The organism is uncultured Cetobacterium sp. (genome assembly GCF_945952365.1).
Lineage (GTDB): Bacteria > Fusobacteriota > Fusobacteriia > Fusobacteriales > Fusobacteriaceae > Cetobacterium_A.
Genome location: NZ_CAMFHX010000020.1, coordinates 18,019 through 41,592, shown reverse-complemented (window position 1 = coordinate 41,592; position 23,574 = coordinate 18,019). Strand labels below are relative to the sequence as shown.

15 protein-coding genes are annotated in these 23,574 nt (G+C 31.4%); 10 read left to right on the top strand and 5 right to left on the bottom strand.

Going from position 1 to position 23,574, the window contains the following annotated elements; all coding sequences use genetic code 11:
- Together Q0O83_RS08210 and Q0O83_RS08205 are read left to right on the top strand one after the other, a co-directional pair.
- Positions 1–4,028 (top strand): hypothetical protein (locus tag Q0O83_RS08210; protein ID WP_294096087.1); only part of this gene is annotated, 4,028 nt, incomplete at its 5' end.
- Positions 4,029–7,745 carry a hypothetical protein gene (locus tag Q0O83_RS08205; protein ID WP_294096085.1) on the top strand — a complete coding sequence of 1,239 codons (3,717 nt, stop codon included), beginning with the start codon at positions 4,029–4,031 and terminating at the stop codon, positions 7,743–7,745.
- Between the two features lie 202 nt (positions 7,746–7,947).
- Here the strand turns inward: Q0O83_RS08205 and Q0O83_RS08200 are convergent, their stop codons facing one another.
- Together Q0O83_RS08200 and Q0O83_RS08195 are read right to left on the bottom strand one after the other, a co-directional pair.
- On the bottom strand, positions 7,948–8,508 hold the full coding sequence (locus tag Q0O83_RS08200; protein WP_052191764.1) for a HutD family protein: 561 nt from the start codon (positions 8,506–8,508) through the stop codon (positions 7,948–7,950).
- 120 nt (positions 8,509–8,628) lie between these two features.
- Positions 8,629–8,778 (bottom strand): hypothetical protein, encoded by a 150-nt coding sequence (locus Q0O83_RS08195; protein WP_156111946.1) that lies wholly within the window; start codon positions 8,776–8,778, stop codon positions 8,629–8,631.
- A 148-nt stretch (positions 8,779–8,926) separates the two neighbouring features.
- Between Q0O83_RS08195 and Q0O83_RS08190 the strand changes: the two genes are divergently transcribed.
- From Q0O83_RS08190 to Q0O83_RS08175, 4 genes are all read left to right on the top strand, one after another.
- On the top strand, positions 8,927–10,054 hold the full coding sequence (locus Q0O83_RS08190; protein ID WP_047383334.1) for a YibE/F family protein: 1,128 nt from the start codon (positions 8,927–8,929) through the stop codon (positions 10,052–10,054).
- Positions 10,054–11,919 carry a 5'-nucleotidase C-terminal domain-containing protein gene (locus tag Q0O83_RS08185; RefSeq protein WP_294096081.1) on the top strand — a complete coding sequence of 622 codons (1,866 nt, stop codon included), beginning with the start codon at positions 10,054–10,056 and terminating at the stop codon, positions 11,917–11,919. Before Q0O83_RS08190 ends, Q0O83_RS08185 begins: the two co-directional genes overlap by 1 nt.
- 136 nt (positions 11,920–12,055) lie before the next feature.
- Positions 12,056–13,024 carry a type I phosphomannose isomerase catalytic subunit gene (locus Q0O83_RS08180; protein WP_294096078.1) on the top strand — a complete coding sequence of 323 codons (969 nt, stop codon included), beginning with the start codon at positions 12,056–12,058 and terminating at the stop codon, positions 13,022–13,024.
- Positions 13,025–13,042: 18 nt separating this feature from the next.
- The gene (locus tag Q0O83_RS08175) at positions 13,043–14,452 is read left to right on the top strand and encodes a hypothetical protein (RefSeq protein WP_294096076.1); all 1,410 of its coding nucleotides are present in this window, start codon (positions 13,043–13,045) and stop codon (positions 14,450–14,452) included.
- A gap of 238 nt (positions 14,453–14,690) precedes the next feature.
- Here the strand turns inward: Q0O83_RS08175 and Q0O83_RS08170 are convergent, their stop codons facing one another.
- Positions 14,691–15,890 carry a phosphoglycerate kinase gene (locus tag Q0O83_RS08170; protein WP_047383340.1) on the bottom strand — a complete coding sequence of 400 codons (1,200 nt, stop codon included), beginning with the start codon at positions 15,888–15,890 and terminating at the stop codon, positions 14,691–14,693.
- Between the two features lie 109 nt (positions 15,891–15,999).
- On the bottom strand, positions 16,000–17,007 hold the full coding sequence (gap, locus tag Q0O83_RS08165) for a type I glyceraldehyde-3-phosphate dehydrogenase (RefSeq protein WP_294096073.1): 1,008 nt from the start codon (positions 17,005–17,007) through the stop codon (positions 16,000–16,002).
- A 220-nt stretch (positions 17,008–17,227) separates the two neighbouring features.
- Here gap and Q0O83_RS08160 point away from each other — a divergent pair, with 220 nt between their 5' ends.
- Positions 17,228–19,306 (top strand): HD domain-containing phosphohydrolase, encoded by a 2,079-nt coding sequence (locus tag Q0O83_RS08160; protein ID WP_294096071.1) that lies wholly within the window; start codon positions 17,228–17,230, stop codon positions 19,304–19,306.
- A gap of 63 nt (positions 19,307–19,369) precedes the next feature.
- Here Q0O83_RS08160 and Q0O83_RS08155 read toward each other — a convergent pair whose 3' ends face one another.
- The gene (locus tag Q0O83_RS08155; RefSeq protein WP_047383347.1) at positions 19,370–20,245 is read right to left on the bottom strand and encodes an RluA family pseudouridine synthase; all 876 of its coding nucleotides are present in this window, start codon (positions 20,243–20,245) and stop codon (positions 19,370–19,372) included.
- A 342-nt stretch (positions 20,246–20,587) separates the two neighbouring features.
- Between Q0O83_RS08155 and asrA the strand changes: the two genes are divergently transcribed.
- The 3 genes from asrA to asrC are packed head-to-tail and all read left to right on the top strand — an operon-like array spanning position 20,588 to position 23,518.
- Positions 20,588–21,625, top strand: coding sequence for an anaerobic sulfite reductase subunit AsrA (asrA, locus tag Q0O83_RS08150; RefSeq protein ID WP_047383349.1), 1,038 nt, complete (start codon positions 20,588–20,590; stop codon positions 21,623–21,625).
- On the top strand, positions 21,625–22,434 hold the full coding sequence (gene asrB, locus Q0O83_RS08145) for an anaerobic sulfite reductase subunit AsrB (RefSeq protein ID WP_294096065.1): 810 nt from the start codon (positions 21,625–21,627) through the stop codon (positions 22,432–22,434). The genes asrA and asrB overlap by 1 nt, the downstream gene beginning before the upstream one ends.
- Before the next feature lie 13 nt (positions 22,435–22,447).
- Positions 22,448–23,518: a sulfite reductase subunit C gene (gene asrC / locus Q0O83_RS08140; RefSeq protein ID WP_294096062.1), complete on the top strand. Its 1,071-nt coding sequence runs from the start codon at positions 22,448–22,450 to the stop codon at positions 23,516–23,518.
- Positions 23,519–23,574 lie beyond the last annotated feature (56 nt).

Below are 23,574 nucleotides of genomic sequence, written 5' to 3'. Positions count from 1 at the left end.
CAAATGGAGAGATTGGATTTAGAGTTGTACTAGAGAATATCTCTACTGAAAATGTGGCTAATAATATTACATTGAGAGATTTTATAGCTAATATTGTAGCAGACAAAGTTGGAGGAGGAACTACACCAGCCTTTAAACCAGGATGGAAGATAACATCAAGAGTAGAAGGAGATGTAGAAAACTCTAATATAGAAAGTCTATTGATTTTAGAAGATGGTATGAATATACCAGATGTAGTAGTAGATATAGGGAAAGCTACAAAAATAATAATAGAAATTAAAGGAATAGCAGAAAGTAACATATATGGTGATATAAAAAATATAGCATCATTTAGTTATCCAGATGGAAAAGAGAGTTATGAAAGAGAAGCAACTATTAAAAGTGCTCAATCTATACCAGAATTAACAAAAGTTGTAGATAAAGCAGAATATAACTCAGGAGATACATTAGAATACACAATAAGAATGAAAAACCCAGGGTTATCAATAATACCAAACTTTGTATTAACTGATGAAATTGGAAAAATTGTAGGAGAGATAGCAGGAGAGAGCTCATCGACAGGCTTAGCATTTGTATCTTGGCAAAGAGTTTCTTTAGAAATACCAGTAACATCGGTGTTAAAAGAGGAGTTAGTTAAAGACTCAAGTGAAGGAGATACATATAAAGCGATACTAGATTTAGGAGTTGGAGATGAAGTAGTATTGAAGTTATCGGCGCAAACAAAACCTAATGTATTTGGAACGCTAGTGAATACAGCGATAGGTAAGTATACTGAGCAAGGAGAAGGTGGAATAGTAGAAAAAGAGATAGTAAAACAAGCTGTTTCAACTGGAAAAATTGGGCTTCTTGGATTGACAAAAACAGTTAAAACGAAAACATTATTACCAAATACATCAACATATCTATATTCTCCAGGAGAAGAGGTTGAATACACTATAGTTGTAAGTAATAATGGAGATGGATGGATTAGAAATGCAAAATTAACGGATATGTTTACAGAAGTTCAAACTAAATTGTATCCAAATGGAGACTTAGGAGCAGCATTTGAAGACGGAACTTTATCAATTGAGTATATATCTTCAAACTCTGAAAACTCAATTACAATATTAGAAGACAGTCCAAATTTAAAAGCTGAGATAGATATAAAAAATGGAAGCACAATTACATTTATTGCAAAAATAAGAGTGTCGACAGAAGCAGTATCTATAATAGAAAATAAAGCTATTTTAAGCATTAAAGTTGGGGAAAAAGAAGAGGTTATTGAAACAAAAGTAAAAGTATTTGCAAAAATACCAGAAGTTACATTGACTAAAACAGTTGATTTAAAAGAGTTTAATCCTTCAGAAAAGTTAGTTTATACAGTAGTTTTAGAAAATTTAGGTGATAATAATCTAATAGGAATTGAAGGTACGGACATAATTAACGATATTAGATCTCTAAATAACTTAGGAGAAATGGTTTATCCGTTTGAGTCAGAATCGACTATAACTAGATTAATTGAACCAGAAAATTCAGTAAGAGTTACACCGATTGAAACGGCTCAAGGAAATATAGTAGATAAGTTAGATATGAAACCAAAATCAAAAATAACTTATATAATAGAAGTTCAAGTTAAAGATTCGATAGTTGGTAGTATAGTAAATATAGCTAAAGCTAAAATTTTAAGTCAAGATGGTTTTGGAGAAGATAAAAACTTAGAATCTGAAGTGACGTCAACTCCAAGAAAACCAGTGATAGCTATAGAAAAAACTGTACTTACCCAGTTAGAATCTGATGATAAAATTGTAAATGGCGAAGAGGTAACATACACAATTAAATTAAAAACAGACAAAATAGTATTTAATGTACAGTTGATTGATAAGGTTTCTGAGATTAAAAATGAGTTAGGAGAGGTATTATTTGATCCAGAAACAATTAAAATAGTTTCTGTAAAAGAAGGTGAAAGTGATATAGCTTACACTGGAGATATAAATGGTTCAACTTCTGAAATCAAAATATCAAGAATAAATACAGAAGCGGTAGTAAAAATAAAAGCAACTGTAAAAAATAATGTTTCGTTAAAAAGTGGTGAAAAAATAACGAATACAGCATCAGCAAATTATGATCAACAAAATGATGGTGGATATGATTTAGATATACCTGTAAGTGATATCGCCGATGTAGTTGGAAAAGCTATGCAACTAGAACTAACGAAAGTAGCAACTCAAGACCAAGTTTTATTAGGTGAAGAGGTAGAGTACATTATAAAAGTTAAGAATAGTGGATCGACAAGAGCATTAAACTTCACTGTAATAGATAACATATCTGAAATGACAGAGTTATCGAATAGTGGATCAAAGATACCAGCTTATACAAGTTGGTCTATAACAGGAGTTGCAGGACCTAATTCACTAATAGGAACTATTCCGGGTCCAAATATTAACTTAAATATTACGGATGCAGAAATAGCTCCAGGTGAAACGTTAACTTATACAATTAAAGCTAAAACATCATTAGATTTAAATGTACAAAAAGTTAGAAATATAGCTAAAGTAGCTATTGTTGGATTACCTGAAATAGAAGCAGAAGCAGAGGTAAAAGTTAAAAAACCTTTAGTATCAATAGATAAAGAGGCAGGAGTAAAAGAAACATCAATCGGTAAATTTGTACCTTATAGTTTAGTAATTACAAATAACGAAAGTCAGCCGATTAAAAATCTTTACATAAAAGATACACCGCCAGCTGGATTCAAATATATTGAGGATTCTTTAGGAATAATCAAAAATGGAGAGAAAGTTGGAACTATTGATGTTACTTACGAAGGAAATACAATTGTTATTGGACCATTCGATTTAGAAAGTAAAGAACAAATTGAAGTGGTTTATTTAACAAAAGTATCGATTGGAGTGGTAAGAGGAACTTATAAAAACGTAGCAGTTGTAACGAATACATCAGGAAAACCAGTTTCAAACGAAGATGCAGCAGAAGTTGATGTAGTTGAAGATCCATTGTTTGAAACAACAACTGTAATTGGAAAAGTATTCCATGATAGAGATGGAGACGGAATTCAAGATGACAATAGAGCAACAGGTATATCAATAAAACAAGATATTCCAGAAAATTTATATGTTCCAAATAGCACATACTATATAGTTGATGGGATTACAAAAGCTATTAAAGACCAGAGTGTTCCTTTAGAAAGAGGAATAAAGTTAAAAGAGATTCTACATGGTAGAATGAGTGAAAGAGAAGATTTAGAGAAGAGCAAAGTTGAAATTTACACAGGATTAAATGATGTTTCAAACTTAGGAGATATTAGAGTTACCACAGCAGAAGGAACAGATATAACTCTAACAAAAGATAATAGAGTTATAACTAATCATACGGGCTTAAAAGCTAAAGGTATGGTATCGCAAAATATCGTCTTAAGAAGACAAATACTTAAAAAAGCTACTAATAAAAATAGAGATAATAAAATTAAATATTATCAAAAGATAACTATAATAAACACAGGATTAATAGAGGAGGGGATTCCAGGAGTAAGAGTTGCTAATGTTGAAGGATTGGTAATAATAACAGATCAATATGGAAGATTCCATATACCGGAAGTTTCTGATAAAAAAGGTAAAAATTATATTTTAAAAGTTGATGCAACAACATTACCTATCGGAAGCATATTTACAACAGAAAATCCAAAAGTTCAAAGATTGGGAACAACGATGATCAAATATAACTTTGGAGTAGTTTTACCTAGAACAACTTACGAAACAAAACAGGATGGAACAAAATTACTGAGAGTTAGAGTTTTCCCAGGAATCTTATTCTATGAAAATTCGTCAGAAATAAAGCCTGTTGTCTATAAAGATGTTTTTAGTGAAATTATGAAAAAGTTAAAATCTAAAGATCATTTATTAGTTGAATTAAATAGAAGCGATAATAAAGAGTTAGATGAAAAGAGAAAACAAGAGTTGTTGAAAGCTTTAAAAGAGTATTTGAGTGATGAAAAAGTAAAAGTTCAATTTATTCAAAGCAAAAAGGAGGCGATATAGATGAGTAATCACTTACAAAGTAATTGGAGTATATGTTTGATTTTACTAGGACTTATAATAACAACAGCAAGTGCTCAAGTAATTGAACCTCCAAACTCTTTTGAAGAGTATGAAATAATTGAAACAGTATCAACTCAAAATTTACAAAATGAAAAATGGAGTGATTCAGAAGAAAATGTAAGAGGTGTTGAGTTCCAGAAACTGGAACTTGATTCACCTTTTGTTAAAGAGAGTCGTTTACCAGAAACAGAGGATTTAACATATAAAGGTAGAGCTTTTTTAGAAAATAGAAGAGGTGTTATCTATAGTATAGTAGATCCAGTAGCAGTAGATCCAAGATTGAATATACTTACGAAACCATATGTTTTGGTTGACGGAATGGGGAATATAAAAGAAGAGGTTGTTTTCTATACATATACAAACTATGATAAAAGTATTAAAAGTTATGAACTGCTAATATATAAAGAAGGGGATGTATTAAGAAGAAATCCTATAGGAAAAGTAATTGGAGAGAGAATAGATTTTAATACTCCAATAGTATGGGATGGTTTAGTTTCAAAAAATCAAAACTTAAAGAATGTAAATAAACTATATTATGTTCTTAGAGTTTATGGTGAAAATGGAACTTATGATGAAACAGATATAAAGACACTAAATTTAAATGATATGGTAATAAGTAAATTAAATGAAGATGATAGCTCAATAAAAGAGAAAGTCTATGGAACAAATGATTTGGCTTTACAAAATATACCCATCGTAGGATCTAAAATTAGATTCTACGGTAGGGATATTGATCCAAAATCAATAGTAAAAATTGATAATCAAAATATTGAGTTAGACTCGACAGGAGATTTTATTTATGAAACTGTTTCAGATGAAACTTCAAAAGTATATAATTTTGAAATTGAAAAGGATGGAAAGCATAAACACTATCCGATAGAAGTAGAAACAGTTAAAGATTATGAGTATTTAGTAGCTTTAGCAGACTTTACTTTAGGGAACAATAGAATATCTGGAAGTGATTCAATTCTTCAAAATGATCCAGATTTTAGAGAGAGTTACTATAATACTGGAAGACTAGCTTTTTATTATAAAGGAATAAAAGATAAGTATAAAATAACAGCTCAAGCTGATACTTGGGAAGATGAAATAAAAAATATGTTTAGTGATTTCCATATGAGAGATAAAAATGCTATTTTTAGAAAGCTCGATAGACAGTATTTACCGTTTGACTATGGAGATGAATCAGAGCGTTATTATGATGTTGAAACTGAGGGTAAGGCGTATTTAAGAGTTGATTGGGATAAATCTCAAGTTTTATGGGGGAACTATGAAACAGGTTTAGATTCAGGATTCTTTAATAATTATAATCGTAGTCTTTATGGAGCTAGAGGTGAATACAATAGTTTGGAGATAAATCCATTTGGAGAATCGAAACACCACATAGAAGTCTTTGCAGCTAATCCTGACACAAGTTATAAAAGAGATTCTTTCTTGGGAACTGGAGGAAGTATTTACGCTTTGAGTGAAAGAGATATAGTAATAGGAAGTGCAAAGTTAACAATAGAAATAAAAGATAAGAAAACAGGTAGAATTCTAGATAGAGTAACTCTAACAGAAGGGGCAGACTATACAATAAATGAGCTGTCGGGAAGAGTTATTCTTTCAGAACCTCTGAGTCAAAACTACTTCTCAGAAAAAAATACAGATATAGTAAAAAATACTCCATCAGGAGAAAAAAATATTTATTTAATAGCGGATTATGAATTCTATTCTTCAGCAGATAATATTTCAAATTTAACAGCAGGTGGAAGAGGTAAAACTTGGCTAACTGATAATATAGGTGTTGGTGGAACTTATGTTAAAGAAAATAGAAAAGGTTCATTAGCAGACTATGAATTGAAAAGTGCAGATTTAACACTGAAAAAATCTAATGGAACGTATATTAAAGGAGAATATTCGGAAAGTGAAGGAAATCAGCTAACTAAAGATTCAAATTGGTTTTCATATAATGGTGGTTATGATTTTATTCAGCAACCAATAATAAATGAAAATGGAAAAGGTCAAGCCTATTATATTGAGGCAAGTTTAGCACCAAGTGATTATAGTGAAAAGTTTAATTTAGATGACAATTTACTTTTTTGGTATTCTAGAAAAGATAAGGAATTCTCAACAGCGTCAGAGGCTAGTGGTTTAGAAAAAGAGGAGATTGGTTTTAGAGCAGAGCATAAAATTAATGAGAAAACTCTACTCTTTACAGAAGCTACAAAATATAAAGAAACTGATTTTGATGATCTCGGAAAAAAAGAAGGTTTCCAAGAGCAAAAGGAGATTTCTTTAGGAATAAATAGAGAAGTGACAGAAAAATTAGATATTGGATTTGAAGTTAAGTATGTAGAAGAAAAAGAGGATGAGTCAGAATTAGTAACATTAAACAGTGAAGATTTAGATAACGGTGAGGCTGTTCTTTTAGGTACAAGAGTTGGGTATAAATTTAATGAAGAGCTAGACGGATATTTAAAATTACAATCTTCTGTTTGGCGAGACAAAGGGTATGCACCAAATAATTCTATAACCGTTGGAGGAAAATATACACCTACAGAGAAATTAGAACTTGGAGGTGCTTTAACTACCGGAAATAGAGGAGAAGCAGCAGAGGTAACTATAGGTTATAAGTATAGTCCTGATTATGAGATATATGCAGGTTATACACATGAAAATGAAGATGATACAACTAAAGATTTAACAATAGGACAAAGATTCCTATACAGTGATAGAGTAACTCTTTTCCAAGAGAATAGTATAATGAAAAATTATTCAGAAAAAGGATTGTTGCAAGGTTATGGTGTTGATTATGAATATGAAAAAAATATTTTCTTAGGATTCTTATATGAAAGAGGAGATGTGGATATTGAAGATGGAAAAGTAACTAGAAATAATTTAGGAACTAGCTTGAGATATGAAACTGAAGAGCTATATTCAAAGCATAGACTTGAGTATGGTAGAGATTCAGGAGCTAGGTCATCTTCTAGTTGGGCATTTATTAATAACGCAAAATGGAAACCAACTCCAGAGTATACAATATTTGGAGAAGCTAACTATGTTTCAATAGATGGTGATAGCTATACTTTGAAGAAAGATAATAATGAGTACTTATCTAGAACTTTTGATGGTGATGATAAGTTCTACGAGTTAGGGTTAGGGTTTGGTTATAGACCAGTATTTAATGATAGGTTAAATTTAATATCAAGATGGAACTATATCTATGATACAAACGGATCTGGAACTGTAGGAGATTCAACAGACTTTAATTTTAAAGCTCACTTATATACAGTAGAAGCTATTTATGATTGGACTCAGAGATTAACTGTGGCAGGAAAATATGCAATAAGACAGGATAAAGTAAGATTAGTTTCTGGAGGAGATTGGCATAGTAATACAATAAATATGTATTCGATGAGAATGACATATGAAATAATATACAGATGGGATGTTTTTGCAGAATATCATATATTAGAAAGTAGAAAAACAGATGAAGTTAAGCATGGTGCTCAGGTTGGAGTTTATAGAGATATAAATGAAAATATGCAAGTTGGAGTGGGGTATAACTTCAGTAAGTTTGATGATAATTTAAAAGACTTGCGTTATAAAAACGGTGGAAAAGATTTAGATTATGAGACACAAGGATGGTTCATAAATATAATTGGGAAATTCTAGTAAAAAAACTGTAAAAAAATCTCCAAAAATTTGAAAAACTTTAAGGAGGGTGATATAATTATATATTAAATATAATTATAAACAGGAAGGTCTGGTACAGTAGATGCAAGAAAAAGTAACTATGACTATGTTGGTTTTAGCAACAGCAATTCTAATGAGAATGTATACTTAAATAAAACGCAGCCTTAAATTGGCTGCGTTTTTACTTTATATATAAAGATATTAAAATTCCTGAACCTTTTCCTTCTATATTAAAGTTATTTCCACAGATGATAATCGTGTCACCAACTTCTAAAAGATATTCGTTGTTATTTATATTTACGTGTTTATTGTTTTCTAAATTATAAAAAATATTGATAGCTTTATTGGACAAAATCTCTCCTGAAAGATTGCTATCAGTAATATGGAAAGTTAATAATTCAACATCATCTTTAAAGATAAGGTTAAAATCTTCACTGTTTTCTTCGGTTGTACTTTTAGTTATACTGTCGCCTGAGAAAAAAATATGAGACATAGGATTTAAAGAGTATTCATTATTATCAATCTCTAACTTTATAGAACCTTTTAAAAGAATTAAAAGCCTTTTATACGAGTTGAAAGTGGTGAATTTATACACGCCTGGATTTATTGTAGCAGTTGAAACTCTAAAGTTAAAAGGGTTGTTTAAAGTCGAACCATCAGGGAATATATATAACTCTTTAGAAATTCCACCAGCCCATGAAGATTCTTTTACATTTTCTTTTCTAATAATTTTATAATCCATAGTATTTCTCCTCCGTATTCTTGAAGTTAATATCACTACTTTTATATAGCTCATAAAATCTGAATAATCAAGAGTAAATTTAGAAAAATAAAAAAAAACTCTCTGAATATATCCAGAGAGTTAAGCTATTTCCACTTTTTTATTTCCATCTTTGAAAGTGTGAATAACACTATCATTTATATCAGTAGCTTCTAATCCTAAAATTATCAAATCTAGTAGTTCGTCAATTGTTTTACCTTTTAGCAATTCTTTTATGTTTTTTTCTGGCATTATATTTTTACACCTCACTAAAAAAGTTTTTCATCACAATATAATAATACAAAAAAAATACTGAATAGTCAAACAAAAAAGAGATTTTTTTAAAAAAAAATGTTATAATTTTTAAGCAAAATAACTTTTAATAGAACAAGAGGTTGGAATGAAGAAGATATTATTACCAGTATTAGTTATAATCTCTATTTTTATGATGGCAACATACTCACCAAAATTAAGTCAAGGTTTAAAAGGGAAGGCTAGATTCCCACAAGAGTTTGTCCAAGGAGAGGTTATAAAAGTTTTAAAAGAGGATTTAATGAAAGATCCTGTTGTGGCAGGAAAGTTTAGAGGAAGTCAAACTTTAGAAGTTAGAATTCTTGAAGGAAAGTATAAAAATGAGGAGTTTGTAGTTTATAACTCTTTGAGTGCTTTGCATAATGTTTATGCAGATCAAGGTTTGAAGGCGATATTTACAGTGAAAGAAGAGGGCGCTAAGCCTACAGTCTGGCTCTATAATTTAAGAAGAGATAGATCAATATATCTTTTAGGAGCTATTTTTATAGGAGCTGTTGTATTGTTAGGAAAGATGAAGGGAGTAAAATCTCTTTTAGCGTTGGCATTTACAGGCTCAGTTATAATCTATGTACTGTTACCACTGCTATTTAAAGGAGTAGACCCGATTTCTACATCGATACTGCTTTCTTCAATTATAATTGTTGTAAGTTTTTTACTGATAGGGGGCTATGATAGAAAAACATATTCTGCTATAATAGGAACAATATGTGGAATAACAATAGCCGGTCTTATATCTTTTGGTTTTGGAAAAATTATGAAACTGAGTGGGCTAAATTTATCAGAAGGACAGCAACTATTATATATAACTAGAGATTTTAGATTGCAGATAGAGGGATTACTATTTGTTTCAATATTGATTGCCTCTTTAGGAGCTGTTATGGATGTGGCTATGTCTATTTCCTCTTCAGTGAATGAGATTTATCAGCATAAAAGCAGCTTAACAAGGAAAGAGTTGTTCCAATCGGCTATGGAGATTGGAAAAGATATTGTTGGAACTATGATTAACACTTTAATTTTAGCTTTTGCAGGTGGTTCGTTACCACTTATGATGATGATATGGGGATATGGAATGGTCTATCAGCAGTTTATCAATATACCAGCTATAGCTATAGAGATTGTCAATGCATTAGCAGGAAGTATAGGAATAATAGCAACTGTACCTGTAACCGCAGTTGTATCAATATTATTAATAAAAAGAAAAGGGGAGGAATATTAGTGAAAAGTACTAAGTTCTTTGTTTTAGGGGCACTTTTATCGTTAGCTTTAGTTGGTTGCGGTAAAAAAGAAGAAGCACCTAAAACAGCTACAAACACAGAGGTTAAGGAGTATTCAGAAAACAAACTTAACCTAGAAAAGAAAGTTATTACAAAAGGAGAGGTTGGAGCAGAAGAGGTAACTCTATCATTTGCAGCAACTTCAGACGTTCACGGAAGAATCTATCCATATGAGTATGGAATAGACTCTGAGGACAAAAGTGCAGGATTTGCTAAAACTTATACAATAGTAAAAGCTTTAAGAGAGCAAAATCCAAACTTAATACTAATGGATATCGGAGATACTGTTCAAGACAACAGTGCTGAGTTATTCAATAACTTAGAAACACATCCTATGGTAGAAGCTATGAACACTATGAACTACGATGCTTGGATTTTAGGAAACCATGAGTTTAACTTCGAGAAGGATTTCTTACTAAGAAATGTTAAAAACTTCAAAGGATCTGTAATCTCTGTAAATATAGAGAATGAAGATGATGGTTCAAAGTTTGTATTACCTTACCAAATCTATGAGATTGAAGGAGTAAGAGTTGCTTTAATGGGAGGAATACCACCTCACGTTCCTATGTGGGAAGCATCAGCACCAGAGCACTTCAAAGGACTTACTTTTGAAGATCCTATGACAGCTGTAAAGGAAACATTAGATGAGTTAGAAGGAAAGTATGATGTACTTGTAGGAGCATTCCATTTAGGAAGAAAAGATGAGTATGGAAAAACTGGAGTATTTGATTTAGCAGAAGCTTACCCTCAATTTGATTTAATCTTTGCAGGACATGAGCATGCTAGATATGTAACAGATGTAAATGGAACGACAGTTCTTGAGCCTGGAGCTTACGGATGGGGAGTTTCAAACGGAGAGATTAAAGTTGCTAAAAAAGATGGAAAGTGGCAAGTTCAAAATATAGTTGCTAAAAATATTGAAACTAAAGATGTTGATGCAGATGCAGCTATGTTAGATCAATTTAAAAATGTTCATGATGAGTCAAGAGCAGATGCAAATAAAGTAGTAGGAAAAGTAAATGCTAAATTTATTGAAAGAACTGACTACATAACTGGTGAAGATAAAGTTACAACTATGCCAACATCTCAAATAGAGGATAACGCTATTATTGAGTTAATCAATGAGGTTCAAAACCACTATGCAAAATCAGATGTATCAGCAGCAGCAGTATTTAACTTTGATTCAAACTTAAATGCAGGAGATTTCAAGAAGAAAGATGTTGCATTCATCTACAAATATACAAATACGCTTATGGGTGTAAACATGACTGGAGCTAACTTATTAAAGTATATGGAGTGGTCAATGGATTACTACAATACAACAGAGCTAGGAGATGTAACTATATCGTTCAATCCAAAAGTTAGAGGATATAACTACGATATGTTTGATGGAGTAAACTATAAAGTGGATATTTCAAAACCAGCTGGAGAGAGAATAGTAGATGCTACAATAAAGGGAGAGGCAATCGATCCTGCTAAAGTATACAAGGTAGCTGTAAACAACTACAGATTCGGAACTCTTTTAAACTTAGGGCTTGTAACAACTGAAGATAAGTACTATGATTCTTACGAAGAGTTACAAGATGGTGGAAGAATTAGAGATCTAATTGTTAGATACGTACAAGAGAACTTAAAAGGTGAATTAACTCCAAAAGTTGATAATAACTGGTCGATTGTAGGGTTTGATGAGAATGTTCCTGGAAGAGCCGAGGTTATTGAAAGAATCAGAAATGGAGAGATAAAAATCCCTATGTCTGAGGATGGAAGAACTCTTAATGTTCAATCAGTAAACATTAACACTCTATAATAGAAACAAAAGTATAAAAGAGGAGAAGTTTCTCCTCTTTTTTTATTTACTTTTATAAGAAATAGAGTTACAATAAAAGGGATTGTGGTATTTACATATAGACAAAATAATATTTATATAAATTATGGGAGGAAAAATGTACTTATTGAAATTTAAGAAAAACTTAGTAGAAAAAGTATGGGGAGGAAGAGGATTTGAAACTACTTTAGGATTTGATTTACCTAATGAAGAGTTGTATGGTGAGTCTTGGGAAGTTAGTTGTCATCCATCAGGGATGTCTTACGTTGAAAATGGAGAGTTAGAGGGGCAATCTTTAGAAACATTATTCCAAAAATTTGGAAAAGAGCTTGTAGGTGAAGAGATAGTAGAGAAATATGAAGAGAAGTTTCCTCTTTTGATAAAGTATTTAGATATAAATGATAAATTATCAGTTCAAGTTCATCCGAGTGATGAGTACGCTTTAAGAGTGGAGAAAGAGTTTGGTAAAAGTGAAGTTTGGTATGTTATGGAAGCGAGTGAGGATGCTAAGCTGATTCTAGGGTTAAAAAAAGAGATAACACCAGAGATATATAAAGAAAAAGTTGATAAAAAAGATTTCACTGAACTATTCAATGAAGTTAGTGTAAAAAAAGGTGACTTTATAGATGTAAAGCCTGGAGTTGTTCATGGAACTTTAGAGGGGTCGATATTGATATGTGAAATTCAGCAGAACTCAGATACAACATATAGAATATATGATTTTGATAGAGAAGTAAATGGAGTTAAAAGAGAGTTACATTTAGATAAAGCTATGGATGTTATAAAGTTTGGAGAAGAGATTGAAATAAGCTCAGAAGCATCTAGAGAAAAGATAAAGAGTGGAGATGCAACTATAGAGGAGATGATAAGAGGAGAGTACTTCTCAATAGATAGATTGTTAATAGATGGAAACTTTACAGATGCACAGTACAAGAACTTTAAAATATATTCAATATTAGATGGAGAGGGAGTATTGACTTCAGAAAATGAAAAGTATGAAGTTAGAAAAGGAGATACGTACTTCATTCCAGCTAATAAAGAGGTTTTAATAGAGGGGAAATTAGAGGTAATGAAAAGTTATATATAAGAATAAAGGGGGGATTTTATGTCAACAGCAGCAATAACATTGTTAAAAATTTTATTGCACGGAGATATGCATGTAGATGAGATTGGGAAATACATAAATTTGGATACAAACGCTATAGAAAGAAATATGCAGACGTTAAATGAATACTTAAAAGCAAACAATATGAATGTAGTGAAAAAAGTTAATAATATTTACAGTTTAGAAAATAAAAATGATGGATTTGCTGATTTTTTCTCAAAACTAGATGTTTTGACTTCGGATGAAAGAATAGATATCTATTGTATAAGATTTTTATTGAAGGGTTATATTAATTTAGAAAAAGAGAGACAGCAAATGGGGGTTTCAAGAACAACAGCGATTAAAGATTTTAAAAGAGTGAGAGAACTTCTAGAAAAAAATAGTATTTTTATAGAATCGAGAAACTCAAAAGGAATTTTTTTAAAAGAACCTAATAATACAAAAATAACTGAAATATTGTGTGAAAAATTAATGAAATTATTTGCAGAGAGGGATTTTCTTTCTAAAAAGAGAAGAGAACTACTAGAAGAGATTAATATTTTAGATGAGAAAAAATTTGTAAAAATATATAAAGAGATTATAGAAGCTTTTAAAATGAGAAAATCAATCTTTACATTCTATGCTATATATTCAATGGCTCTTATTGAAAAACATAAAAATATTTTATGCTATGAAAGCCAAAATATAGATGTGAAAGAAAAGAGTGAAGATATAGATAAAAGACTTGGTGAATTAAAAAATCTAAAAGATATATCTGAAAACTTAAAAAAGGTGATTGGAAGTATAGTATTGAAAGGTAAATATTATATATCTTCAGATTATCCTATAAAAAAACATTTCAATAGGTTTTCATCTAAAATTCAAGAGGTATTTGAATTGAATAGTGGTGAGACAGAAAGATTGGAAAATTATATTTTAAGTTATTTTGCAATAGGATACCTAGATAAAAAGTATGGAGTTCTTTGGGTTAGAAAAAATCCCTACTCTTTAAAATGTCGAAGGTTAGGAGAGGTTGTAGAAAATATACTGAATGAACTCAATTTAGAGATGATGTACTCTGATGTATTGAGATTAGCAGGTGCTATCTCTAGATTCTTTATGGAAGAGGAGTATGTAAAGGGATTTAAAATCCTCAGTGTATCTAGAAACTTAGATGAGGAATATAACGAGAGGGTCATTAAAAGTGTAAAAGAGCTTTTTCCAAATATTGAGTTTTCGTATCAATCTTTTCTAGAGTTTAGATTTAATACTGAAGAGGAGATTTCAGAGTACAATTTAATAATATCCGATACGGAAAGCTATTCTATAAAGAATCTTAGAAAAGTAAATGCTCTTAGTGGAAGAGAGATTCAAAGGTGTTTGATAGAGTTTCCTTTAGATAAAAGATTTAAAAAATCTGGGATTTTATAATATGCTTTTTTTGATGTTAAAAAATAAAAAAAAGTATATATACACTTAACATTAAAAATGGTATTCTAGTAATACAAATCCTTTTCTCTAATATATTCCCCCTAATATATATTTGAGAAAGTAAATTCCAGAAGAACTCCACCCCCCCGGAGTTCTTTTTTTATTTCTAAAAAAAGAGCTATTAAAATTTAAAAGCATAAAAAAAGGACACCGTTAAAAGTGTCCTTTATAATTTATATTAGTTATTAGATATAGATTCTACACCTGGTAACTTTTTACCTTCTAAATACTCAAGAGAAGCTCCTCCACCAGTAGAGATGTGAGAGAACTTGTCAGCGAATCCTAGAGAGATAGCAGCAGCAGCAGAATCTCCTCCACCAATAATAGTTGTAGAGTTTTCTAAGTTAGCGATAGCTTCACAAACTCCGATAGTTCCTTTAGCGTAGTTAGACATTTCGAATACACCCATTGGTCCATTCCATACAACTGTCTTAGCTCCAACTAATTGCTCAGTGAATAAAGCAACAGTAGCAGGTCCTACATCTAATCCCATCTCATCAGCAGGAATAGCATCTACAGATACAACTGAATGAGGAGCTTCGTTAGAGAACTCTTTACAGATTACTGTATCGATAGGTAAAATGATTTTTCCTTCTGCTTTTTCTAATAATGATTTTGCTAATTCTACTTTATCCTCTTCAACAAGAGATTTTCCTGTATCTTTTCCTAAAGCTTTGAAGAATGTGAACATCATAGCTCCACCGATTAATATTTTATCAGCTTTAACTAATAAGTTTTCGATAACTCCGATTTTGTCAGAAACTTTAGCTCCACCTAAGATAGCAACTAATGGTCTTTCAGGTGCATCAACAGCTCCACCGATGAACTTAATTTCTTTTTCCATTAAGAATCCAGCAGCAGTGTTTCCTTCTCCGATGTTAGCAGCGATTCCAACGTTAGATGCATGTGCTCTATGAGCAGTTCCGAAAGCATCGTTAACGAATAAATCTCCTAAAGAAGCCCAGTATTTTCCTAATTCAGGATCGTTTTTAGACTCTTTTTTACCTTCTAAATCTTCGAATCTAGTGTTTTGGAACATTAGGATTTCTCCATCTTTTAAGTTAGCAACAGCAGTTTCTAACTCTTCTCCTCTAGTAGCGTTGATGAAAGTTACTGGTTGTCCTAAAAGCTCAGCTAATCTCTTAGCAACAGGCTCGATGTTTCTCTTTTCTAAATCAGCAGCTTCTTTTACTTTTCCTAAGTGAGAGAAAGCTATTACTTTTCCACCGTTTTCTAAAACATACTTTATAGTTGGTAAAGCAGCTACGATTCTGTTTTCGTCAGTGATTTTTCCATCCTTCATAGGAACGTTGAAATCAACTCTCATTAAAACTTTCTTTCCAGCTACGCTTAAATCAGTTACAATTTTCTTTGCCATTTTATGTGAACCTCCCAAAATTTTTAAAATCTAATTATATTTTCTTAAAAAAAAGCGGAACTAGATAGTTCCGCTATTCTGTTTATTCTGTTTTTCCTAGATGTTCTAATTACTTAGAGATTTCTACGAATAATTTTAAAGTTCTGATTAATTGAGCAGTGTAAGACATTTCGTTATCGTACCAAGAAACTGTCTTAACTAATTGCTTATCTCCAACTGTCATTACTTTAGTTTGAGTTGCATCGAATAAAGATCCAAACTCGATTCCGATAACGTCAGAAGATACTAATTCCTCTTCAGTGTATCCGAATGATTCGTTAGCAGCAGCTTTCATTGCAGCGTTGATTTCAGCTACAGTTACTGGCTTCTCTAATACAGTTACTAACTCAGTTAATGATCCAGTGATTACTGGTACTCTTTGAGCAGCTCCATCTAATTTTCCAGCTAATTCAGGGATTACTAATCCGATTGCTTTTGCAGCTCCAGTTGTGTTAGGAACGATGTTTGCAGCAGCAGCTCTTCCTCTTCTTAAATCTCCTTTACCGTGTGGTCCATCTAATGTGTTTTGGTCGTTAGTGTAAGCATGGATTGTAGTCATTAAACCTTCTACGATTCCGTAGTTGTCGTTTAATACTTTAGCCATTGGTGCTAAACAGTTAGTTGTACAAGAAGCTCCTGAAATTACAGTTTCTGTACCGTCTAAAATGTTGTGGTTAGTGTTGTAAACTACAGTTTTGATATCTCCAGTTGCAGGTGCAGAGATAACTACTTTTTTAGCTCCAGCTTCTAAGTGAAGTCCAGCTTTCTCTTGAGATGTGAAGAATCCAGTACACTCAAGAACAACGTCTACGTTTAATTCTGCCCATGGTAAGTTTTTAGGATCTCTATCAGCTAAAACTTTAATTTCTTGTCCGTTTACTGAGAATCCTCCTTCGATAACCTCGATAGTTCCGTTGAATCTACCTTGTGCTGAATCATACTTGAATAAGTGTGCAAGAGTTTTTGCATCTGTTAAATCGTTTATTGCTACTACCTCAAACTCAGGGTTGTTCATCATTAATCTTAATGCTAATCTTCCAATTCTACCGAATCCATTAATCGCTACTTTAACTGCCATTTGGAAACCTCCTAATATTTTATATTTTTTTAATTTAAGTTCATAATTAAGTATTTTTCTTTTTCTTTTTGTAATGCTTTCTTTCGTTCTGTCTTAATGATATATTATCTTTTAAAATTTGTCAATTTATTCATGGGAACTAAAATTAATCTTTTTATGATTACTTTTTCATTAAAATTATAGTATAATAAAAAAAATAAAACCAAAGGAGAAGAGAAACATGTTGAAAGTATTACTGTTTTCTTTCGTATTATGCTGTAGTCTAATGGGGAAAGATCATACGATATTGTTGGAAAATGAAAATAGTTTCTTCTTTTATAAAGAGCAAAGTGAGTATAAAGGCTTATACCCCAAGATATTTCAAGATATATATAATAGAAGAGATATAAATTTGAGAGTAAAAGAGTTAGATACGAACCTAATATTAGATATGGAAAAAGGCAAAGATATTTTGATTATGGATTTAATTGAAACAGAAGAGAGAAGAAAAAAGTATTATTTTATTCCAACGTTTTTCTATTTAAAAGCTAATATGTACTTTTTAAATGCTCAGCATATAGATGTAACAAATTTCTATAAAAAAAGAGTGGGAGTTATAAAAGGAACGTACATAGACAAAGAGTTTTCTGAAAAATATGAGTTTTTAAATAGTGAAATTATTGATATTGAAACGAGAGAAAAAGGTGTACAAATGCTCAAAAATGGAGAGATAGAAGGATTTGTAGCAGATAATCAATATGGATTTATCGATACCTTAAATAAAATAGATATGAATAGAATACCTACGATGGTTACAACATTAGCTGTTCCTAAAAGTGAGAAAAAGCTATATGAGGATTTAAAAAAATATTTTGAAAATATCTCGTCGGATGATTTGAAAAATATGATTAGTGAATCTAGAAGAGAGTATTATAAAGATAAATTTAAAGGTAGATATCAATCTTTGAAGGGTAAAGAAGTAGATGTTCTGTTTCCAGCAGAGAAAAGTAATTATCCTCTATACTATAATGAAGATGGTAAAGAAAAAGGATTAACGGTTGAATATTTATCAGACGTTGCTGATATTTTAGGATTGAAAATGAATAAAGTTACTTACACAAATAGTAAGGATTGGAAAGAGAATCATATAACAGCAGCAGCAACAGTTGAAACAAGTATTGAAAGAGGAGACCATTATACAAACCCTTACTATACTTTAACTCCAGTTATATTCAATAGAAAAGAAGATGGTTTTATAACTAATTTAATAGAAGCTAGGAAAGAAAGGTTTGCTGTAGTTGATAATAGCTATTATATGGATTACCTTAGAAGAAGTTTAAAAGAGGAAAATTTTATTTATGTAAATGATATGGACGAAGCGATTGAAAAAATTAGAAAAAAAGAAGCTGATTATAGTATTGCAGATTATAAAACATTAATAAATAAACTTTACAATAGCGGATATGATCAAGAGTTGAAAATTGCGGGTATTTTGGATAAAAAATATGATTTGTCGATGATTATTCGTAAAGATGAAGAGGAACTTTTCGAAGCGTTAAAAGAGATTTCGGCAAGTTTTTTGAATGAAAATATGACTAAAAATATATATTGGTTAAAAAATAGTTATGAAGTTACTGACTATAAAAGACTTGTTGGTGTTTCATTAGGGCTGTTTTTGATAAGTTTGATACTTATGTACAGGGCTAAAAAAGATTTAACTGAAAAAAAGAAGTATCAAGATTTAATGATGTCGTTAGTATCGTCGTTAGAAGCTGTGAATCAGTTCAATGATTTTGAAACAGGAAATCATATAAAAAGATTGAATATGTATTCTGAACTACTAGCTAATAAAATGGGGTGTAGTAAAAAGTTTTGTGATGAGATAGGAAGCGTTGCCTCGTTACATGATGTAGGAAAAATAGGGATTGATAGGAGTGTTTTAAAAAAGCCGGGAAAGCTTACGGAAGAGGAGTTTGAAGTAATAAAAACTCATCCAGAAATAGGATATGAAATAATAAAAAAATCTGGTGTCAGTATGATGGCTGAAAATATAGCAAGATATCATCATGAAAAATGGAATGGAGAAGGTTATCCGAAAGGCTTAAAAGGTGAGGAGATTCCTTTAGAAGCTAGGATAGTTTCGATTGTAGATGTGTATGATGCCTTGAGACAAAAAAGAGTATATAAAGAAGGGTTTGATCATCGTAAATCCATTAGTATAATAAAAGAGGAAAGTGGAAAAAGTTTTGATCCAGAAATTGTAAAGGTTTTCTTAGAAAATGAGTTGAAATTTGAAAGATTATTTAATAGCAATACTTAAAAGAGAGTGGTTTAAAGCCACTCTCTTTTCTTTTTTCTACTATTATATATATAATAATAAAAATTAATCTTTTACTTTATGTAAAATCTCTTTGAAATCATCTGGAAGAGGTGCCTCAACTTTAATTTTTTCGTTAGTTTCTACATCTGTAAATATAAGTTTGAATGCATGTAGCAGTTGTCTTTTTGCTCTAGAATCTCCACCACCATAAAGGTCATCTCCTAGAATAGGATATCCAACTAAGGACATATGAGCACGTATTTGGTGAGTTCTGCCAGTGAAAAGTTCTAATTCGATAAGAGTTAAATTCTCTTCTGGGAAACGCTCTAAAACTTTCATACTTGTTTTAGCAGTTTGTCCTCCAATTTCAGGAGACATCTCTTTTCTTCTAAGTTCGTCGCCCTCTTTACCGATAGGAATCTCTATCATCATCTCATCCTCTTTTACAACACCTTTAACAATAGCTTGATAGAACTTAGAAACTTTCTCTTTATCACTTTGTAAAAAAGCTTGAGTATAAGCATTCTTAGCAACAACAATAAGACCAGATGTGTTCATATCTAAACGATTGAAAAATCTAGGTGGTTGAATTCTTCCTGTTTCCTCTTGAAGATGGTATATAACTCCATTAGCTAAAGTGATATCTGTTTTTTTAGTTGTAGGATGTACAACTAAATATGGATCTTTATCTATTATAATCAGATTTTTATCCTCGTATATTATTTTTAAATCCATTTGAATAGGCTTGATTCCAACCTCTTTCTCTTTTTCTTTAACTAGAAGTCTAGCATTTTTCTTAACTTGTTTAGTCGTTTTAACTCTTTTTCCATTTAAATAAACCTCTACATTTCTAATACCTCTTCCAGAATATCCTTTTTCTTTTAGGTATTGAGAGATTTTCATATTGTGAAATTCAGCTTCGACAGTAAATTTTTTCATACGTCCACCTTTTAAATAATATTATTTTCTAATATTTTATACTGAAATGCAGAAAAAAACAATCTTTTGATTTTAAAGTGACAAAAAAGTGATCGTTTTAACACTAGTGTATAAGTATACTAGTGTTGTATGAAATTAGATGCAGAAAGGATATTTGGAAAGTGAAACTTTATCAAAAAAATAAAGAAATTAAACTATGACCAATTAAGTTTCGACTGAAAATTCAATTTTAACCAAATATAAAAAAGTAGTAAATATTGATTTACAAATTTACATAAAGGTTGTAATATAAACACATGAATGGTTGACTAAAAATTCAAATAATGGGGAGGCAAAGTAAGAATGGGATACAAAATAACAGCAGAAAATTTTGATAGCTTGTTAAAAAATCTTAGCAAAGAGTATAAAGTATACGCTCCAAAGAGATTTCCTAAGCAAGGAAGATATTCGGATACGGATATTGTAAGATATGATAGAGTTTATTCGGCAAATGAGATTGTGCATGAAGAGAAATCTGATTATGCAGCTAAAGAAGCTCTAAGCCCAATAACAGAGACAGTTTTATATTTTACTGATGCAGATTACAGAGAATCAAAAGTTGTTGATGAGAGACCAATGCTTGTATTTGCAAGAGCTTGCGATATACATTCAATTAAAAGATATGATGATATATTCTTAAAAAATGGTGGGTTTGAGGATTCATACTATAAAAGAATGAGAGAAAAGACAAAGTTTGTTTTAATTGAATGCCCTAAAAATGGATGGGATACTTGCTTCTGCGCTTCAATGGGAACTGGATCAGCAGATGAGTATGCTTTTGGAGTTAAATTCTTAGATGGAGAGGTTTTAGTAGAAACTAAAGACTCTGAATTTAACACTTACTTTGCAGGAAATGAAGAGTTAGAATTTAAAGTGACTCCTGTTACTGAGAATGTAAGAACAGTTAGAATACCAGAGATAAATGATAAAGAAACTCAAATAGCAGTTAAGAGTTTAGAGATGTGGAAAGAGTTTGATAAGAGATGTTTAATGTGTGGAAGTTGTACTGTATCTTGCTCGACTTGTACTTGCTTTACAACATATGATATGAACTACACATCTGACTCAAATGCAGGGGAAAGAAGAAGAATAAATGCTTCTTGCCATGTAGATGGATATACTGATATGGCTGGAAACCACTCGTTTAGAAAAGCTGGTGGAGAAAGAATGAGATTTAAAGTTATGCATAAGATTCACGACCACAAAAAGAGATTCAAAGAGCACCATATGTGTGTTGGATGTGGAAGATGTGATGATAAGTGTCCAGTATTTATATCGTTTGCAACTACTGTAAATAAATTAGCAGCAGAAGTTGATAAACTAAATGGAGGTGCTAAATAATGCAAAATTTAATAATGCCAACGCCATACAGATTATTAGATGTAAAAAAAGTTACTGATATTGAATTTCTATTTAGAGTTGAATATCCAGAAGCTGGAAATATAAAATTTGGACAATTTATGCAACTATCTCTTCCTAAAGTTGGAGAGTGTCCAATATCAGTTACTGACTTCTCAGCTGAAGAGGGTTGGGCAGAGTTCTTAATCAGAAAAGTTGGAGTAGTAACAGATGAGATATTTAATCTTCATGCAGGAGACTTACTTCCAATGAGAGGACCTTATGGAAAAGGGTTTGATGCAATTGATATAAAAAATAAAAAAGTGATTATAGTAACAGGAGGATCAGGACTAGCTCCAGTTAGATCACTGATCAATCATATATACAAAAATCCAGCAGAAGTTGAATCGATGGAACTACTATTTGGATTTAAAGATGATAATTCAATACTATTTAGAGATGAGATTCTAGAGTGGAGAAAAAAGCATCCGATGATATTAACAGTAGATAAAGGATGTGGATTAGATGGAGAGTGCGTAGGACTTGTAACAGAGTATGTGCCACATTTAAAAATGTTATCAAATGAATTCGATAACTTAGAAGTTGTAATTGTTGGACCACCTAATATGATGAAATATACAGCTATAGAGTTTGAAAAGTTAGGAGTACCTGCTGACAAAATTTGGGTATCTTTTGAAAGAAAGATGTCTTGTGCAATAGGTAAGTGTGGTCATTGTAGAATAGATGAAGTTTATGTTTGTCTAGAAGGACCTGTATTTAATTATTCTGAAGCTAAATATCTAATCGACTAAGGGGGGTATAGAAGTGAACCACGATATTAATATAACTAAAATGAAACTAAACTGCTTCCGTCAATCAAAAGTACCTGGGGAGTTCATGATACAACTTCGTGTTCCAGGGGGATTAATAGAAGCCAAGTATTTAAGAGTAATACAAGAAATAGCAGAGAGATGGGGAGATGGAACTTTCCATATGGGTATGAGACAAACTCTTAATGCACCAGGAATAAAATTTGAAAATGTAGATGCTGTAAATGCATACTTAGAAGAGTATATAAGAGAAGTAGATGTTGAAATGTGTGGAGCGGATATGGAAGTTAATAAAGCTGGATATCCAACAATAGGAGCTAGAAATATAATGGCTTGTATTGGTAACTCACACTGTGTTAAAGCAAACATAAATACTTGGGAGTTAGCAAGAAAGCTTGAAAAAGAGATCTTCCCAAGTCACTACCACATAAAGATGGCTATAGCAGGGTGTCCAAATGACTGTGCTAAAGGTCACTTCAATGATTTTGGTATAATTGGAGTTACAAAGCCAATTTATTTAAAGGATAGATGTATTGGATGTGGAAGATGTGTGAAAGTTTGTGATCATGCAGCTACTAGAGTTTTAAAGTTAGAAAATCATAGAATAGTTAAGGATTCTTGTTGCTGTGTTGGATGTGGAGAGTGTGTTGAAGCTTGTCCATCATCAGCATGGGTAAGACCAGAGCAAAAGCTTTATAGAATGACTATTGGTGGAAGAACAGGAAAACAATACCCAAGAATGGGTAAGATGTTCTTAAACTGGGTAACAGAAGATGTAATTATCGGAGTTATCAAAAACTGGCAAAAGTTCTCAGCTAATGTTTTACATCATAAACCAATGTATATTCATGGAGGTCATTTAATTGATAGAGCTGGATATCAAAAGTTTAAAGAGTTAATATTAGATGGAGTTGAATTAAATCCAGAAGCACAAGTAGCACAAAGAATTCTTTGGGCAGAGACAGAGTATAGAGCGAATATAAATGTAAAACCTATATCTCAACATCCGAGTCCAGGTGAAGCATATACATTAGAGAAGCCATTTAATTATGGTGGAGGACACTAAAAAGTAGTTTTTATTCAAAAAAATATTCTAAAAATTAATGGGAACCCTTTAAGGGT

Bases quoted from the DNA above. Each gene is read 5' to 3' on its own strand.
- Q0O83_RS08205 (WP_294096085.1), top strand. From the start codon at position 4,029: ATGAGTAATCACTTACAAAGTAATTGGAGTATATGTTTGATTTTACTA.
- Q0O83_RS08200 (WP_052191764.1), bottom strand. From the start codon at position 8,508: ATGGATTATAAAATTATTAGAAAAGAAAATGTAAAAGAATCTTCATGG.
- Q0O83_RS08195 (WP_156111946.1), bottom strand. From the start codon at position 8,778: ATGCCAGAAAAAAACATAAAAGAATTGCTAAAAGGTAAAACAATTGAC.
- Q0O83_RS08190 (WP_047383334.1), top strand. From the start codon at position 8,927: ATGAAGAAGATATTATTACCAGTATTAGTTATAATCTCTATTTTTATG.
- Q0O83_RS08180 (WP_294096078.1), top strand. From the start codon at position 12,056: ATGTACTTATTGAAATTTAAGAAAAACTTAGTAGAAAAAGTATGGGGA.
- Q0O83_RS08175 (WP_294096076.1), top strand. From the start codon at position 13,043: ATGTCAACAGCAGCAATAACATTGTTAAAAATTTTATTGCACGGAGAT.
- Q0O83_RS08170 (WP_047383340.1), bottom strand. From the start codon at position 15,890: ATGGCAAAGAAAATTGTAACTGATTTAAGCGTAGCTGGAAAGAAAGTT.
- gap (WP_294096073.1), bottom strand. From the start codon at position 17,007: ATGGCAGTTAAAGTAGCGATTAATGGATTCGGTAGAATTGGAAGATTA.
- Q0O83_RS08160 (WP_294096071.1), top strand. From the start codon at position 17,228: ATGTTGAAAGTATTACTGTTTTCTTTCGTATTATGCTGTAGTCTAATG.
- Q0O83_RS08155 (WP_047383347.1), bottom strand. From the start codon at position 20,245: ATGAAAAAATTTACTGTCGAAGCTGAATTTCACAATATGAAAATCTCT.
- asrA (WP_047383349.1), top strand. From the start codon at position 20,588: ATGGGATACAAAATAACAGCAGAAAATTTTGATAGCTTGTTAAAAAAT.
- asrB (WP_294096065.1), top strand. From the start codon at position 21,625: ATGCAAAATTTAATAATGCCAACGCCATACAGATTATTAGATGTAAAA.